At 54.8% G+C, this 16,923-nt stretch carries 10 protein-coding genes; 1 reads left to right on the forward strand and 9 read right to left on the reverse strand.

Features of this window, described 5'->3' with window-relative positions; all coding sequences use genetic code 11:
- Positions 1 to 43: 43 nt before the first annotated feature.
- Positions 44 to 2,959: a BamA/OMP85 family outer membrane protein gene (locus G6R38_RS21260; RefSeq protein ID WP_166830798.1), complete on the reverse strand. Its 2,916-nt coding sequence runs from the start codon at positions 2,957 to 2,959 to the stop codon at positions 44 to 46.
- A gap of 426 nt (positions 2,960 to 3,385) precedes the next feature.
- On the reverse strand, positions 3,386 to 4,030 hold the full coding sequence (locus tag G6R38_RS21265; protein ID WP_240928321.1) for a GNAT family N-acetyltransferase: 645 nt from the start codon (positions 4,028 to 4,030) through the stop codon (positions 3,386 to 3,388).
- Between G6R38_RS21265 and G6R38_RS21270 the strand changes: the two genes are divergently transcribed.
- Entirely contained in the window at positions 4,029 to 4,373 is a 345-nt protein-coding gene (locus G6R38_RS21270; RefSeq protein ID WP_166830799.1) for a hypothetical protein, read from the forward strand. The genes G6R38_RS21265 and G6R38_RS21270 overlap by 2 nt on opposite strands.
- A 147-nt stretch (positions 4,374 to 4,520) precedes the next feature.
- On the opposite strand, the gene pgsA is transcribed toward G6R38_RS21270, so the two are convergent.
- From pgsA to G6R38_RS21305, 7 genes are all read right to left on the reverse strand, one after another.
- Entirely contained in the window at positions 4,521 to 5,159 is a 639-nt protein-coding gene (pgsA, locus tag G6R38_RS21275; protein WP_166830800.1) for a CDP-diacylglycerol--glycerol-3-phosphate 3-phosphatidyltransferase, read from the reverse strand.
- A 146-nt stretch (positions 5,160 to 5,305) separates the two neighbouring features.
- Positions 5,306 to 6,769, reverse strand: a complete 1,464-nt coding sequence (gene rimO / locus G6R38_RS21280) for a 30S ribosomal protein S12 methylthiotransferase RimO (RefSeq protein ID WP_166830801.1) — start codon at positions 6,767 to 6,769, stop codon at positions 5,306 to 5,308.
- 145 nt (positions 6,770 to 6,914) lie between these two features.
- Positions 6,915 to 8,717, reverse strand: coding sequence for a translation elongation factor 4 (gene lepA, locus G6R38_RS21285; protein WP_166830802.1), 1,803 nt, complete (start codon positions 8,715 to 8,717; stop codon positions 6,915 to 6,917).
- A 205-nt stretch (positions 8,718 to 8,922) separates the two neighbouring features.
- Entirely contained in the window at positions 8,923 to 13,350 is a 4,428-nt protein-coding gene (gene ccsA, locus G6R38_RS21290; protein WP_166830803.1) for a cytochrome c biogenesis protein, read from the reverse strand.
- Between the two features lie 137 nt (positions 13,351 to 13,487).
- The gene (locus G6R38_RS21295) at positions 13,488 to 14,642 is read right to left on the reverse strand and encodes a hypothetical protein (protein WP_166830804.1); all 1,155 of its coding nucleotides are present in this window, start codon (positions 14,640 to 14,642) and stop codon (positions 13,488 to 13,490) included.
- A 403-nt stretch (positions 14,643 to 15,045) separates the two neighbouring features.
- Positions 15,046 to 15,459: a hypothetical protein gene (locus tag G6R38_RS21300; protein ID WP_206028661.1), complete on the reverse strand. Its 414-nt coding sequence runs from the start codon at positions 15,457 to 15,459 to the stop codon at positions 15,046 to 15,048.
- Between the two features lie 155 nt (positions 15,460 to 15,614).
- Positions 15,615 to 16,622, reverse strand: coding sequence for a DUF1559 domain-containing protein (locus G6R38_RS21305; protein WP_166830805.1), 1,008 nt, complete (start codon positions 16,620 to 16,622; stop codon positions 15,615 to 15,617).
- Positions 16,623 to 16,923 lie beyond the last annotated feature (301 nt).

Below are 16,923 nucleotides of genomic sequence, written 5' to 3' on the forward strand. Positions count from 1 at the left end.
CCGGCGGCTTCTGTGAAAATCTGGATTGTGTCATCAGCAATGATCAGCGGTTGACGCCGATGTAGAAGCTGAAGATTTGGCGGTCGTCGGTGTCTTGATCGACGACGGGAACAGCCCAGTCGAAGGCCAACGGGACCGGACCCAAAGCGGGCACCGAGACTCGCAAACCGGCACCGACCGACGCCCGGAATTCATCGAAGGCCACGTCTTCTTCAACCGTACCGAAGTCGGAGAAGACCACACCTTGCAGCATGTCGTTGGCGAGTAGCGGGAATTGATATTCCACCGTACCGAGTGCCATCCACGTGCCGCCAAGTCGAACGCCGTACTCCTCTGGACCAACGCCCCGGAAGTCGAAACCCCGGAAAGTTTGGAAGCCACCAGCAAAGAACCGTTCAAAGATCGGCGTGTCATCGCCAGTCCAACCGAATTGGCCACCGACGGCGAGCGTGTGTCGTCCGCCTCCATCGGGTCGTTCACGAAGGGTAAAGTACTGTCGAGCTTCCCCTTCGATCCGAGGGTAATCGAAATCACCGAAGGCTTGTTCGTAACTAAGTTCCGCACGGTGTCCCGATCCCGGCAGGAAGGCCGCATCACGGGTATCGTGCACGACCGAAACTCGCCCGGTCGACAGGAAGCTATCACCGACCGCATCCGCTAACACCTGCGGAGCCAAAACATTCCCTGGCAACAACACCAAGTCGGCGTCATACAGTTCGACGTTCTCCAACCGGAGTGCAGCCGACGCAGACCATTGTGGTGTGAACTGGTAACCGACATTCACTCGACCACCTTCGCGTTGCTCACTCCAGTCCTCGAAGTACCGTTGGTAGTAGAACCCGCTGAGAGTCAGACTGTAATTCGTATCGAAAATGTACGGATCGGTCCAACTCACCAAGTATCGACTGACTTCGGTCCCTGGAACGGCTTCCAATCGGAATCGTTGACCACCACCTCGGAACGCGGTGCCGTCGAGGATGTCTTGGAAACTTCGCGGCGGACGGAACAAGTCGAAGTTCTGTTCGCTCAGCACAATCGACCCGACCAAACCGGACGAACTATTGACCCCCACCCCGAACATCAACCGTCCGGTTTGAGCTTCCGTCAATTCGTAGAGCAAATCCAATTCACCCTGTCGTGGTTGCCGAAGTGCCGGATCGAGCGGGTCCCCTTGCGGGTTCTGTTCGATCAGCGGATTCAACGGCGGAATGAACGGCTCGAAACTTTGTCCACGGAAGATCAGCAATTCATCATCACTGATCGAGGCCACCGGTTCGGGTTCGTTGGCTCGCAACACTGTGTAAACATCCGGGAATTCAATGGCTTTCGCCGGATCGAGTTTCGGTCGATACTGCGATTGGGGCTGCGAGATCGGTTTGACGATCGGAGCCTCACCCGCATGCGGTGACGGAACGTTCTGCAATGCTCGGAACGTTCCACGAGCACCGTCGGGGCTTTGCCCACGAATGTTGGCACCGCGTTCGAGTTCCGGTTCGACACGTTCCATGTTCACTTTCGGGGCACTTGCACCACCGCGTTCGAACAGGCCGGCTCCACCGAGGCGTTTACGGCTCAGTTCAATATCTCTCGCGTTGGCCAATTCGCCGGGACGCGTCAGGATGCGATTGAGCACCACGGACTTCTTCGTATGCGGATGCTCGCCACGGAAGACGACATCCACCCGACGAATTCGATAGACCATGTCCTCGTCGATTTCGTAAACCAAATCGACCACACCCGGTTCTTCCAAGAATCGCGGCGTCGCATTGACCTTGGCGAATACACGGCCGAGTTCACCATACTTATCCTGCATGGTGTTGATGTCTTGAGCCAGGAACCGAGCGTTGAAGAAATCGCCTTCCTGAAGTTTGAAGTCTGCCCGATGTTCTTGCTCAGGAATGACTTCCGCACCGTAGACATCAATTCGATTGATGCGGTACCGAATGCCCTCTTCGATGACATAGTTCACATGAGCGTGCGCCCGCTCTCCAGGTAGCGGAACCCAGTTGCCGTCGGCAAATTGCACGTCTTCGGTGATCTTCACATCGAAGTAACCCAGCCCGTGGTAATACTGCTTTAGAGCAGCAATATCCTGCGGAATCGTCGATTTCTCGTACTGCCCGCCGATCAACCCCAAGAAGGCTGTTTTGCTCACGGTCTTGGTTTTGAGCAGCGTCGCGGGAAATGTTTCGTTCCCGGTGAAACCGATTTTCGTCACAACGACTTTCGGACCTTCCGTGATCTGAAAGACCACTTCCCGATCCTGCCGAGAACCACCTTTTTCCAGTTCGACCGTGGCGAAAGCGAACCCTTTCTCCTTGCGGTAGAACTCTTCGAGCACCTGAGCGGCTTCCCGGTTGGCGGCGACATCGAACGGACTTCCCGGCTCGATTCCCGTCCGGACCGCAAGGTGTTTCGTTTTAATCTGATCGTTGCCTTTGTATTCCACACGGCGAACGATTGGTCGTTCTACCACGCGAAAGACCAGCACCAAACCTTCTTCGGTCTGACGCAAACTCGGCTCGACATTCAGAAACCAAGACGAACCGTAAACGGCCCGAACGTCTCGGCGAATTTGAGCTTCGTCCACCGGACGACCGGCTCGCGTGGTGATGAACTTGGCAATTGAAGATGACGGAATCGTCACGTTGCCTTCCACGCGAACGTCAACCAGTTCCGCGCCGGTGTCCGGTAGGTCACTCGTGCGAATCGGTTTCGCTTCAAACTCGCGAATGGGTGGCGAACTCAACCGTGATGGTTCTTCAAAGCTGGTTGGCACAGGTGCATTCGGAGCCGAACCGCCTGGGAAGTTGGATTGTCCCCAAACCGGGGCAACCCCACATGCCCATAGGCACAGACCGATAACGGCCGGTCGAATCAGACCTCGCCATCGGCGCGGCTTGCGCGAACCAACACGAACCATCGCGCGGCGTTCCTTGCCTAACGAAAGGCTGTTCATGGTGCATCCATTCCGTCGTGCGATATGATGCAAACGTCGTTTCACTCAGCGAAGCATAACACCACATCCTGCGGAGTTTCTTTACCGGCGTTTTTTCCGCACGGTTCGCCGAGTCAAACCGACTCAATTTGTTTGCTGTCAGGTTTCAACCGAGAATTTTTTGATAGGTCTTTGAGTCAAAAACAGCGATTGATGTCTCCGGGCAATTTCAGTTTTGATCAAAACTGATGATTGCCCCCATCCAAAACACTCGCTTTTCGCTATTCAAGATTTCAATGAAGGGTTTCCGGAAAACTCGCAGTCCCGCCCGCAAGACATCCGGTTTCGGCAGAAATACTGAAAAATTTCGGATGCAACAAGAGGAGTTTCGGCGAAATCACCCGGAAAATCTTTATTGACAAATCGCGTCCGATGGAGGAGATTTCGCTAAAGTTGAGCCGGTTCGAGGTCATGCTCATGACCGACCGGGGCCGATTCCTCGGTGTTGATTTCGGGCGAGAGCGGATCGAAGTCGTCGGCGGTGGGATGATAGAATGTCCGTTTGGGCCGGAACCCCAGTGACCGATACAACTCAACCGCCGCTTCGTTGGAGGCGGTCACATTCAGCATGACCCGCTGCATCCCCAACGCATGAAAGCCGTTCAAGCACTTTAGCACGAGAGCACGGCCGAGACCAAAACCCCGGTGCTCGGGCACCACACCCACATTTTGGATGGCTCCCAAATATCGGGACTTCACAATCCCCTGGATCGTCGCGCAATCGAGATTCGTACTCCAATTATCGAACGGAATGCGAGCAATCAGCCATGTCACCTGCGGGGCGAAGCGTTCGTGTCGCGAAATACATCGCATGAGTCGATGGCAATTCGAGTAGGAACGGAAGCTCGTAAAGAGCTTCGCATCGAACTCATGACGGAAACTGAGATACTTCACAGCGGCATGACGTTCGAGGGCCGTGAACGTCCACGGAATCCATCGATAGCCGTCCGGGAGAGTCGGCGGCGAAAGCGGTTGCTGCGTAAAATCTAATTCCATTCGCAAACGGCGAACGTAATTGGTGGCAGCAGTCATGGCCGAACTCAAAAAACAAGAGGCGAATACCGACGCTTCGGTGATCGCCCCATTCTACCTTGCTAATCGAGGCCGTCAACAATTTCATCGTGCCCGCGGTTTTTGTTTGACGGCTTCGCGGCGGCAGGTCTTACTTTTTCGCCAATTTTTTGGCTGCGCCGTTGATGCCTTTGGAGAAGGTGTCGATGGCATCGGCTGCGTCCAACTCGGCCAGAACGAGGAACGCCTCGGACAAAACACGCTTGGTCTCAGACACGTTGATTTTGGTTTTGTCGGTGTCGACGCGACGGGCCACTTCGTTTTGGAAATCGGTGAGTTTCATCGGTGCATCCTCTCAGAGTAGAATCGTGAATATGGTGGAAACTTCCGCCACATCAGTACTTGCGCGATTTATCGTCCGAAAACTGAACGGAATGTCAAGACGCGATTTTACGGATCCCCCGAATTTCACAGGTTTTTCCGATAAAACGGGTCTGAATCGCTCGAAATCCTACGAAACCAATGGTTTGCGAAGCATCTCAGCGGCTCGGAAGACATAAATGACACCGCTGTAAACCGTCAATGCGATTGCCACCCAGAGCGTGACATCGCGGAGAGTTGGCATCCACGTCCAGACGGAACTGACTTCCGGACTGAGGGCCAACAATGCGACCGTGACTGCGGCACACTGGGCCACCATCTTGAATTTGCCGCTCCAACTCGCGGAGAAATCCAACCCGTGCTGTTCCATGAATCCACGGAGGCTGGTGATGAACATCTCTCGGCCAATTACGATGAGGACCATCCAAGCATTCACACCACTGCGTTCGACACCCAAACCGAGCAAAAACACGAACGATCCGCAAATGATGATCTTGTCCACGAACGGGTCCAAGATTCGCCCTAACGTCGTCACCAAGCCATAACGGCGGGCGACCCAACCGTCGAGGAAATCCGTCGCGGCAGCGAACACGAACAATGCCGCGGCAGTTCGCCACCAACCATCGAAATCGATCAACGCAAACAAGACCAAAGACAAACCCAAACGGCTGATGGTAATCGCGTTGGGAAGATTGAGCGCGCCGCGAGTCAGCGGACTCACTCCCAGCGTTTGCGGTTTCGGATCAACTTGTGGATCGGTCGTCGACATGACAGGGCCTTTACTGAATCGATCATATTGCCGACAGGACTCGATTTGAACAATCGGTGTGGGTTGGCGAACCGAAGATCACAACACGGCAATTGACGCGTTCATCGAAGATCGACACGAAAATTGCGGATGCTGCCTCTTTGGTTCTAGTCCTCGTCGGCCTCCTCACTGGCAGGCACGCCAATCAAATCATAACCGCGACGCTCCAGAATCTCGACCGGAACGAATTCACCGAGGGGAAGATTTTCGCCTTGCACGAACACCGTTCCATCAATTTCCGGGGCATCGGCGTAGATCCGCCCCGCGTATAATCCGGGTTCCAGTTCCTCGTCGATCAGCACATCCAGCTCGTATTCCACGAGGGTATCACCGAAAGCGAAAGCAATATCCTGCTGGAGGGCCATCAATTCGTCGACGCGTTGCTGTTTGACTTCTTCCGGCAGATGCCCGTCCAATTTCACCGCCGGCGTACCGGGCTCGAGTGAATACGGGAACACCCCCATCCGCTCGAAACGCGACTCGTAGACAAAATCTTTGAGTTCTTGGAACTCCTCTTCTGTCTCGCCAGGAAATCCGACGACGAATGTGGTCCGCATGACGAGATTCGGAATTCGTTCGCGGAGCTTGCTGACGAGTTCAATCGTTTGTTCCCGATTGACGCGGCGTTGCATGCGTTTCAGCACCCGACTGCTAATGTGCTGCAATGGCATATCCAGGTACGGAATCACCTTCGACGACTCCGCAATTGTGTCGATGAGTTCATCGGTGAAGTGAATCGGGTACAGGTACATCAAGCGAATCCACTCGATCCCTTCGACCTTCTCCAACTCCTTCAGCAACTGAACGAGCCGCACCTCGCCATAAAGATCCAACCCGTAATAAGTCGTGTCTTGAGCAACGAGGATCAGTTCCTTGGTTCCGTCCGCAGCAAGTTCCTCGGCTTCGGCGACGACCATTTCGATCGGTTTCGTGACGTGCTTTCCCCGCATGCTGGGAATCGAACAGAACGTGCACGTTCGATCGCAACCTTCGCTGATTTTCAGATAGGCAAAGTGATTCGCCGTGATTCTGAGTCGCGCACGATCGTCGAGAGCTTGGATCGGAGCCGGACGAAACACGTTGCGTTGTTCGTCGAGCATTTCTTCCGCCGACGGCCGTTCGGTTTGCCCGACATCCTGCACGAATCGGTCGGCGACCTGACCAATTTCATCACGACCGAACACACCGACCACGTGATCGATGTCGGATAACTCTTCTCGCAAGCCGGCCGCCCCCAACCGTTCCGGGAGACATCCAGCGACGATCACACCTTTCGTTTTCCCAGCCGCTTTGAGATCGAGCATTTCGCGAATGACGGCTTTCGATTCCTCGCGGCTGCTATCGATGAAGCCACAAGTGTTAACGATCACGAAGTCCGCCCCGTCCGGTTCAGACACCAGCGAGTACCCTTCCATCGCCAGCGTGCCCAGCATTTTCTCGCTGTCCACAAGGTTCTTCGGGCACCCCAAACTCACAAAAGCATATCGGCCTTTGGCATCGGCCACTTCCGGAGCATCCACAAGCATGGGTTGTGTCGGTTCGGACTGATCGAGAATTGGAAGCTGTTGCATGGATTTCTCGGAGAAGCTATCGAGCCTGCGAAGTTTCAGGAGACTCGTGAATGCTGCGTCCATCAAAATTTGAACTGCAGCATCCTCAAGACAGAGATGATGTGTTTGATTTTACCGATCGAAATCGAAAGTCGACAGAAGAAAATTAGTCGTCTTTGCCCGCATCGAGGACCGAGAGAAACGCCTTCTGCGGGATCTCGACTTGGCCGAACTGTTTCATGCGTTTCTTCCCTTCCTTTTGTTTCGCCCAGAGTTTGCGTTTCCGGGTGATGTCCCCACCGTAACATTTGGCGGTCACGTTTTTGCGGAGGGCGGAAATCGTTTCCCGGGCAATCACGCGGCTGCCGATCGCCGCTTGCAAGGGGATCTCGAACATGTGCTTCGAGATTTCTTCTTTCAACCGTTTGCACAACGACCGACCACGTTTCTCCGCGTTCGAGCGGTGAACGATGGTCGAAAGGGCATCCACTTTCACGCCTTTGACGAGGATATCCATCTTGACCAAATCCGCCGCCCCGTAGCCGATGACGTCGTAATCCATCGTGCCGTAACCCCGGGTAGCACTTTTGAGTTTGTCGTACATGTCGTAGACAATCTCCGCCAGCGGCAACTCATACGTGATCTGTGCCCGTGTCGAGCCGAGATATTCCGTGCTCTTGAACACACCGCGACGGTCTTCGCAAAGTTGCAGCAGCACGCCGATGTTTTCTTCGGGAACGATGAAGGTCACGCGAGCGATCGGTTCGAGAAACTCCTTGATTTGCCCCGCGTCTGGCACATCTTGGGGATTGTCGATTTCGATTTCTTCGTCTTGTTGGTTGCGAATCCGATAGGTCACGTTGGGGGCGGTTTGGATCAGATCGATGTTCTGTTCGCCCTCAAGCCGTTGCTGGATAATTTCCATGTGCAACATGCCCAGGAATCCACAGCGGAACCCAAACCCTAACGCATCACTGGTTTCCGGTTGGAAGCTGAAACTAGCATCGTTCATCCCGAGCTTTTGCAATTCGCCACGGAGCTTTTCGAAGTCGGTGGCGTCGATGGGATACATGCCGCAAAAGACCATCTGCTGTGGCGTTTGATACCCCGGCAACGCCTTCTCCGGTTTGCGTTCCGGATGGCAAACGGTATCGCCAACGTGCACCGTGGAAAGGTCTTTGATGCCGGTCAGAATGTAGCCCACTTGGCCGGGACCAAGTTTGTCGCACTCGACCTGATGTGGGCGGAATTGGCCAAGCTCGATGACTTCGTTCACCGTGCCGGCCTTCATGAACTGAATCTTCTGACCAACTTCAATGGTGCCTTCAACCACACGCACGTACGTGACTACACCACGGAAACCGTCGTATTTACTGTCGAACACCAACGCCCGTAGTGGGTCTTCGGGTTTCCCGCTTGGCGGGGGAATGCGTTCGACGATCGCTCCCAGCACGTCTTGCACACCCAACCCGGTTTTGGCACTGCACTTGATCGACTCAAACGGATCCAGTCCCAAAACGGTTTCAATTTCCTCCATCACTTCGTCGATTCGCACGACAGGCAAATCGATTTTGTTGATGACCGGAACCAGTTCGAGATCAGCTTCAATCGCTGCGTAGGCGTTCGCAACTGTTTGAGCTTGAACACCTTGGAACGCATCAACCAATAACAACGCCCCTTCACAGGCGGCAAGACTCCGCGAGACTTCGTAGTGGAAATCCACGTGACCAGGCGTGTCAATCAAGTTGAGTTCGTACTCTTGCCCTTTGTGTTCGTAACGCAACGCGACCGTCCGTGCTTTCACGGTGATGCCTCGGCTGCGTTCCACATCCAAGTCGTCCAGCAACTGCGCTTTGAACTCGCGTTCGGTGATCGCTCCGGTTTGCAGCAGAAATTGGTCGGCCAACGTGCTTTTGCCGTGGTCGATGTGGGCGATGATCGAAAAATTCCGAATGAACTGCGGATCCATAAATTATCCGTTTGCAATCGCAAAGGTGGTTCTCAAGCCGCCGGTCCCAACAGACGGACCCTCAGCGCGAATCCCATTATAGCGAAAGAGGCCCGCCCGGAACCAGGGGTGGCGAACCACGGATCACGGAACAAAACTCAGGAACCAGAATCGGAGGCGGACAATCACCCACCCCCGTCATCTGGTTCCCATTTTTCCGGCTGGGTTACTTGTCTTCCGACACGGGTTTGCCGTCCGTCGGTGCGAAACTCCACCACAGGGTTTTCGGTACGGTTCCCGCGACGATGAGCAGCAAGTGAGCAAAGATCACTGCAAAGAGCGTCTTGATCACACCATCGGTGAAGCCATAGGAGTGCAAACCTTTACCGAGTTGGTTCACACCGAACCACGACCAGCTCACCGCAATGTTTCCGGCAATCGCCAACACAGCCAACCCGCGATCCCGCACCAAGCCGCCCCAGCGAGCGTGGAGCACCAATGCGTTCCAAAGCACGATGATCAGAGCCCCGTTTTCTTTCGGGTCCCAACCCCAGAACCGGCCCCAACTATCATCCGCCCACAGTCCACCGAGCACCGTACCGACGAAGCTGAAGAAGATCGAAAACGCGATGGTGCCGTAGATCATTCGCGTCAGTTCGCGGTCCAACCTCGAATCCAGTTTCGGCGTAAACATCCCGAGGATGACATATGCAATCCCGAGCAGACCGGCAATGTAAGTCGTTGCATATCCCAAAGTAATACACACCACGTGGGTTGCGAGCCAGAAGCCGGTATCCAGAACGGCTTGCAGGACTTTAATCGTATCACCACCCTCGTTGAGCACTTCTGTCGTCAAAAGATGAGCAATCCACAGTGTGGTACACCCAGCGACACCGGCTGCGAGATTGCCGATGCCGATCTTCCAAATCAACTCAAACACCAAGCCTAACACCACACATCCCCAGCCGATGAAGATCGCCGAGGAATACAGGTTCGTCACCGGCGGACGACCGGAAATATAAATGCGTCCCCAGAGGGCCAGTGTATGCAGCACGAAGGTGAACGCAATCAACCAAAATGCGCTCGCATTGAGTACGCGACTCCACCCCAACCACGCCCCCATCGCAAGAATTGCGGCGAACAGATACGGGAACATGAGATAAAAATCGGGAGCCATCTGGTTGAAGGATGCTTCGAAATCGGTCCGCTCGACATCCAAATTCCCCTTCGCCTTGCCAGGCAATTCAGGCGACTTGGACTCGACGACGGCGTGATAATTGGCCACCGCCTCGTTGAACGCCTTCGGCTCATTCGCCTCGTACGCGGCGATAATGCGTGGCAGCACGTTCGTGGATTTTTCGCCCGATTGGGAATCACTCGGCAAATCTCGCAGGACAGCTTTGACCAGCAGTTGCGCTCGTTCGCCCATCCGTGTGGCCGCGTCTTCGATTTTCGATTCCCGATTCTCACCGGGGAACGTATCGATGGCTTCCTCGAAGATTTTCTGAACTACACCGTCGGGGAGTTTGAGGGCAACCGTCGTTGCGTTGCCTTGCGGACCGGCATCGACGATGGCTTCCATCACCTGCTTCCATTCGCCATCGATATTCTTGAACGATCCCCGATCCAACTCGAACTTTGCCAAGTCGGAAAGTGGAATCTGTTTGGCTTGTTCGCCGACAGTTTCAGCCGCTCGGTTCCGCATCATTTCGAGATAATCGTAGACCTTGCTGACTTCGATTTCCGTCAGTAATTGCGGCAGACTTTCGCGGGCGATTTCACGAGCGGTTTCCTCAATGCCGTCCTTCTCGACCAACTCCGCCAACGTCAATCGTGAGGCGGCCAACACGTAGGGTTGCCACTTCTCGACGGTGGGCGAGAAGATCAGCATCGGAAACGTATCCAACATCTGACTGTCTTGAAGATTCGTGACCAACCCCAAATTGTTGATCGCCATCCGACCGGTGAATGGCACGGTTTTCAACATTTCTCGGCGTTCTTCGACGATTGACATCCGCCGCTGCAGATCAATCAAACGGTTGTGATAGATGCTGCGGAATGGGGACGGATCACCTTTGGCATTCTCGACCGCTTCTTCCGCAGCGGCTTTGGCGTCTTTGCCGACGGCTTTGGCGAGCTGTTTCTTCGCTTCTCTCTTGGCGACTTCATCCGCTTTCTTCTGCGCGATGATTTCCGCAGCCGCGACCTCACGGTTGATGATGTCCTCTTTCTTCTTCAACTCCACGTAGGAATACAAATGCCGATCCCGCTCGAACAGGTCGAGTTTGGTGAGCACCTGCGGATGATCGATACGGATGATCTTGTGATCGAGTTCCTCTTCTGGCAGCGTCATCAAATCGAGCAACCACTTTGTCGCCGGCAAACGGACTTCTTCCGTCTCGCCGTCTTTTTCAATCTCGGCGATGAGTTCCTGCCGACCGGAGAGCATCCGCATTGTCGTTCGGGCGACGGTATCGATCGGCTTCACCCGGCCTTCATTGACGACCGGAATCTCACCAAACTGGTAGTAATTGAACTGCCCTTCCTCCGGTGACGGCACCCGAGCCTTCCCCGCCAGCCAACCGGCCCAAAGAACAACCAAGACCACCGGCACACCAATCCGAATCCATGTGGGCAACCCGTCGTCCTTGGTCAACTCCGGTGTCACCGCTGAAGTCGCTGTGGACGTCATCGTGGGCAGATTCTGCTCACGTCGCCGACGATCCAAGAATCGCAGCAAGATCGCACCGAAGTGTGCCAACATACCGACCGCAACAATCATGCAGGAGACGTAAGGAATCATCCAACTGCGGTTTTCGACGACTTGCAGCGTCGTCGTTTCCACACCAGTGCGGGGGTTGCGATCGTAACCGCTTTGGTAGAACGTCTCGCCGCCGAAGCGGAGCGGGTTGTTCATCCAGATATCGACAGTGCTGGTCAAATCCCGCGTTTTGTCGTACACCTGCACTTCGGAGCGGTAATCGCGAGGCGTGTTCGTGCCGATGTAATCCGTCTTGCTGACATCGACCAGGTGCATCGAATACGGTTTATAAATCCGATGAAACCGCAACGTCACGCCGTACTGTTCGCCATCAACCTCGATGATTTGCGGCTCGGACAAGAACAAACTAAACAACCACGTCCCGCGTGATTTTTTGGTTTCCTTGTCGATCACATCGACGTACACCGCAGACATATCGACCATGCTGGCGTTGTCGGTTCCGGTGCTGATTGGCATCGGGAAACTGAAGGCTTGCTTGCCCACGCCCTCGGTCGCCAAGTTTTTGTCGTCGGGTTTGGCTGTACGAAGATCCGAGTTCTCGTAGAACTCTTTCACGACGAACTCAAACGGCAACTTCTCGTTCGCGATCGTGTCGCCGGTGCGATGACTTTTCTTGATCATCCATTCCGGCACGACAACTTCATTGTACTCTTCGTCGTCTTCATTCGGATCGTGTTGAACCGCGAGTTCGAACCGGCGGATATCGAACACGTAATCCAAGGTTTGTCCTTCACGGAGCGTCATGCGGGCTTCGACGGCACTGAGACCGACGAGCAATTCGCTGAGCATCATCAAACCGATTCCACCGTGCAGCAACACCACACCGGCTCGCTTCTTGAACAAGAGCGAACAACCGGCGAGCAGCACCATCGCGGCCAACGTGGCTTTGATCAGTTGCCAGAGAATCCGCATGCCGGAGTAGTTGTTTTTGACGGATGTTTCATCGATCCCGACAAACAACACAGCTGCGGTCGCGGCAAAACCGGCAGCGATCACCCAACAGAACACGCGACCGGGCCAAACCGGAGTTTTCAACCGAGCCCCGACATATCCGATGATCGCTCCAATAACGACCAGCGAAACGAGAAAGACGTTCCAAATTTCCACGGCTCCAAAGTTACCGGTTGAAGACAAACCGTCTTTGTTCGAGCCTTCGTTGATCACCCAGGCGGTCAGCAAACCGCCGATGCCTAACAACACGGAACCAGAGATCGCGGCGACACCGCGACCTTGCACTTTGAAGCGGATCATGTGAGCCGCGAGCAAGTTGAACGCCATTACCACGCCGACGGTCCAGCCCTTCGGAAACCAAATCCCGTTGGTGATTGCCGTCGCCGCCGTATAACCAATCGCCATCGGCAGATAGACCGCCAACTTCGTGGGCCAGTCCCAACTTTTCGGCATAAAGAGCAACAGCAACGCCATCCAGCCGAAGCCCATGAGAATCGAGGTCCCCAACCGGACCGGATCGGTCGGTGACTCCAATTCCGGCCGCCCCTGCCCAGCGAAGAACGAGGGCGGAAACAGCAGTTTCATGTCGACGTGCACAAACCATTCTTTGGGGTGCACCATTTCCGTGATGACTTCCCAACTCGTTTCGGTGAACGCCGAGACGGACGTGGTGTCGAAGGTGGCGTCGGTTTCCAAGCGGAAATACTTGCTGACAACCGTCCAAATCCCATGATCGGTCTGGGCGAGCGTGCCCGCAAGAACAATGAAAATCGCCAACGCAAACAATGCCACCGTCAATTTCAGCGAGGCGAATGCGGTGAGAATTTCATGCAACGTGCTTCCGAAACCACTCATGCGAGGTTCGGCGGGGGTTGCCTGCGTCGATTCATTCGTGTTCGAATCCATCGCGTCTGAACTCATGGTTGAAACATCCTTAATTCGTTTCTGGATTCGCAGTTAAGTGGTCACTGTAGTCGTCGGCGGCGTAAAGCTGAGAAACTGCATTCGGTGAAGGCGCCGGGGCCCACTGCTGAAAATGGCGTCCGACGGTCCTACTTTCACTCGAATTTCGCGGAGCGGACGAAGTCGGCGAAGGCGGCTTGTTCGCGAGCGGCGAGTTTCGGTGGACCGATCAATTTGAAGAACCAAATCCGACCGCCCTGCGGAATAATCGCGCCATACAACGCTTTGTCTTGACCATCGAAGAACATCAAATGTCCGGCTTGCCCGTCGACCGTCACAGGTTCCGTGACGTTGCCGACCTCACTGTTTTCAACCGCTGCTAAACCGACTTGGCGTCGCCAGCGGTTCACGTTCGGCAGCAATGCCCCGGCTCCGCCACCGAGTGAAGTCACCGTAATTCGCAGGGCATCATCCCCGTCGGTCACTTCATAGGCAGCAGCACTGAATTGGTCGTTCTTGGATTCCTTCCAACCGTCCGGGGCGTTCAGCTTCGGAGCGCTGCTGGCCATCGGTGCCGGGCGTTGCGGTCCGCCGTTGCTGCGGGGCGGTTGGGACGTTGTCGGAGCATTTCCGGCGAACGGTGGACTCGGAGCGGACATCGAATCGCTACCGCCACTCCCCACAATCGACACCACATACACGGTGTTGTCATCGGCCCCGGAATCCTCGGCGAGTTGGAATTGGATCACTTCATCGGTGTCTTCCATAGCATCGGAATCGCTAATCACCAACTGATCGAGCGGGGACAACCCCAGCTGATTCCGCCATCGGTTCACATTGTCCTTGAGATAATCCTCCCAACTGCCATCACCGACTGGCAGCGGAATCACGCTGACTTCGAGCGTCTCCGGGTCAGATTCGGAACCAGTCTCGATTTCCAAAGTCGCGAACCGCAACCCTGACTCTTCTTTTGAGTTCCACCCCTCGGGGAGCTCCCATTCCGGTTGGCTTTCGTCGTTGAATCGGATCGTTTTCACGAAGGATTCAAATGCGTCTTCGAGGGATTCGACTTTCGGTTTGGCATCACGGAGCTTGAAAAACCAAGCCCGATCATCTTTTCGAACCACCGCACCCAAGATCCGCTCTTCCAAGCGATTCTCTTCCAGCAGGGCCTTCTCGGTGCGGACAGTGTGTTCCGTGATCTGATCGCGTGGGCCGCAACCCATCACGCTCACGATGCAAAAAAGACCGGCGAAGATTGTCAGCGATTGGTTCCCAAGAGAACCGATGAGCGCAGGAGTTCTAAACATAAATTCAATGCGAGGCTAGCGCCTGGTTAAGGCTTTGATTGTGGCGGCGGATTGACGAAACCGACTCATCCTGAGTCCAAGGAGCTTAACTGGACGGTCGCCACCGCCATTTGCGGGAGACCATCATCAACAAGAAATTTGGCAGGAATAAGGGGCAGTCACGTGCGGCTCCATTCCTGTGACTGACAGTGGCAACACCCCCGTTCAAATCAAACGAGACTGATGGCTGCTATGGTATTATAGTCGGGTCGGTTCCAAAAGGTACACGCTGCTGTCCGAGTTCCGCCCGAATTCAGCGAGAATCGCCGCCACGTCACCACTGCCGGGCCAGCAAAGAAAAAAGCCGTCGCCTCCGAGAATCGCTCGGAAACAACGGCTGTCGCTGCGTTGAATTTGACCTGCTCTAGTTCGCCGTGAGATCGAAATTGAACTCGTTGTCGCCTTCGTCGGTGACGGTCGCGGTCAATTCGGTGTTGTCGTTGTATTTCTTGGGAATGTACATTTCGCCGACCGGTTCCGGAGTTCCGTTAGAATTGTCGAATTTGCCGGGGATTGGTCGCGAGGCGATGACTCGCACTTCCATCGCACCAGCTTCCGCTTGCAAACTGTATTCTCCGTTGACGATTTCGCTTGAGAACGCCTTGCGAGGCGGTTCGGTTTGACGGAACGTGATCCGACCATCTTCGATCGGTTCACCATCAAACGTCACTTTGCCACTGACACCGAACATGGCTGGCCCCTCGGGAGCACCACCGCACCCGAGTGTCGCCAAAAGGACCGCGAAGAGTCCGATCACAGTTTTATATTGGGCAATCATTGGGAAATTCTCTGATCATGCGAAGCAGCCGAGCACGCATTCGCTGCCCGGCTGAGTCTTGATGAGGGTGATTCGAGAACGAAACACAGGCGATCGAATATTAGCTCTTGATCGCAGCGGGTTTCGTCTCGTGGAGGCCTGGAAACAATGACGGTCTAGAATTCGCTGACGACTTGGCCGTCGTTGCGAATACCGAGACGCATCCAGATTTGGCGATCGATCGAATCGCTGAAGAATCGGACAGAACCATCCACCATCGCACCATGCACACCGCCAGGATGGAAACTTCGTGCGAAGTTCCAACGTCCGGACAAACCGCTGGTGTTCCCTTCTTCACAAGGGGCGTTGTTCGGTGCTGCTGCAACCGAGGTCGCTTTGCAGGTGTAGGCACGGTCCGGAACACTCGTATTCGGCGTTTCGGCTGAAGAAACACCGTACGAACCGTGCGGGGCTCCACCCCAGTAACCACCCAGTTCACCCCATTTCGCTGCGGTTCCGGGACGAATAATGCCTTCCGAAGCAAACAGAGTATTGGTCGAACCGTCGATACAATCGCGGAAAGCGGTCGCAGATAGTTCGTAGAACATCCCATTGGCGTCGCCGTACGCGATGTCACCATCGGTCACGGTAATCGTTGCAGGGTTTGTACTTGTGTCGAGTGACCAATCCCCGACACCGGCTGCCACACCATAGTTTCCTTGGAATGCGGTTGTTCCGCCGTTGGCACCTTTCCCCGGTGCGCCCGGATCAGACGGGCAAGTGAACGCCGGCACGACCGTTTCGGCGATGTATGCCGTTGCGGTGTTATCTGTCAGATGGTGAATCCATTGGGTTGTATCGGCTTCGTAGGCTTCGGAGAGGGCATTTTGCTCGATGAATGGCAGAATGCGTTGAAACCAGCAGTCACGAATGTGCGTCACCGTCGAAGGAGACGAATTGCTCCGGTGTCCATACGGGAACACTTTGAATGCACTTTGGTAGTTGTGCATTGCGAGAGCCATTTGCTTCATGTTGTTCTTGCATTGGGACCGCCGAGCCGCTTCGCGAGCCTGCTGAACCGCCGGGAGCAGCAAAGCAATGAGGATGGCAATGATCGCAATCACGACCAGCAACTCAATCAGCGTAAACCCCGAACGATATCGGGATTGCGTTTCAATCTTCATGGGGGGCTCCTTCGCGGAATACAGGCAGGAAAAAAGGCAGGTAGGAACCGCATCTTACGCACATCGCATACCACAAGCTAGGTATACAAGGCGAGCCACGTAGGGCAAAGTCGCGGGCAACCCAGTAAAAACCCTTATAAAACCCAACATTTCTCGATTCTCAAACGGCTGAAAAATTGGCTTCGACAGTGGGTCTGATGATGCCAGTGAATTCACTCAATGCCGAATTTGGTGGCAGTCGTGCCGATATTCGATGCCGACAACCGTCACAGACCGAATCAGTGCATCCGGTTTTCTGCCG

The sequence above is a fragment of the Thalassoroseus pseudoceratinae genome (assembly GCF_011634775.1).
Lineage (GTDB): Bacteria > Planctomycetota > Planctomycetia > Planctomycetales > Planctomycetaceae > Thalassoroseus > Thalassoroseus pseudoceratinae.

Bases quoted from the DNA above. Each gene is read 5' to 3' on its own strand.
- G6R38_RS21260 (WP_166830798.1), bottom strand. From the start codon at position 2,959: ATGAACAGCCTTTCGTTAGGCAAGGAACGCCGCGCGATGGTTCGTGTT.
- G6R38_RS21270 (WP_166830799.1), top strand. From the start codon at position 4,029: ATGGCCGAACTCAAAAAACAAGAGGCGAATACCGACGCTTCGGTGATC.
- G6R38_RS21265 (WP_240928321.1), bottom strand. From the start codon at position 4,030: ATGACTGCTGCCACCAATTACGTTCGCCGTTTGCGAATGGAATTAGAT.
- pgsA (WP_166830800.1), bottom strand. From the start codon at position 5,159: ATGTCGACGACCGATCCACAAGTTGATCCGAAACCGCAAACGCTGGGA.
- rimO (WP_166830801.1), bottom strand. From the start codon at position 6,769: ATGCAACAGCTTCCAATTCTCGATCAGTCCGAACCGACACAACCCATG.
- lepA (WP_166830802.1), bottom strand. From the start codon at position 8,717: ATGGATCCGCAGTTCATTCGGAATTTTTCGATCATCGCCCACATCGAC.
- ccsA (WP_166830803.1), bottom strand. From the start codon at position 13,350: ATGAGTTCAGACGCGATGGATTCGAACACGAATGAATCGACGCAGGCA.
- G6R38_RS21295 (WP_166830804.1), bottom strand. From the start codon at position 14,642: ATGTTTAGAACTCCTGCGCTCATCGGTTCTCTTGGGAACCAATCGCTG.
- G6R38_RS21300 (WP_206028661.1), bottom strand. From the start codon at position 15,459: ATGATTGCCCAATATAAAACTGTGATCGGACTCTTCGCGGTCCTTTTG.
- G6R38_RS21305 (WP_166830805.1), bottom strand. From the start codon at position 16,622: ATGAAGATTGAAACGCAATCCCGATATCGTTCGGGGTTTACGCTGATT.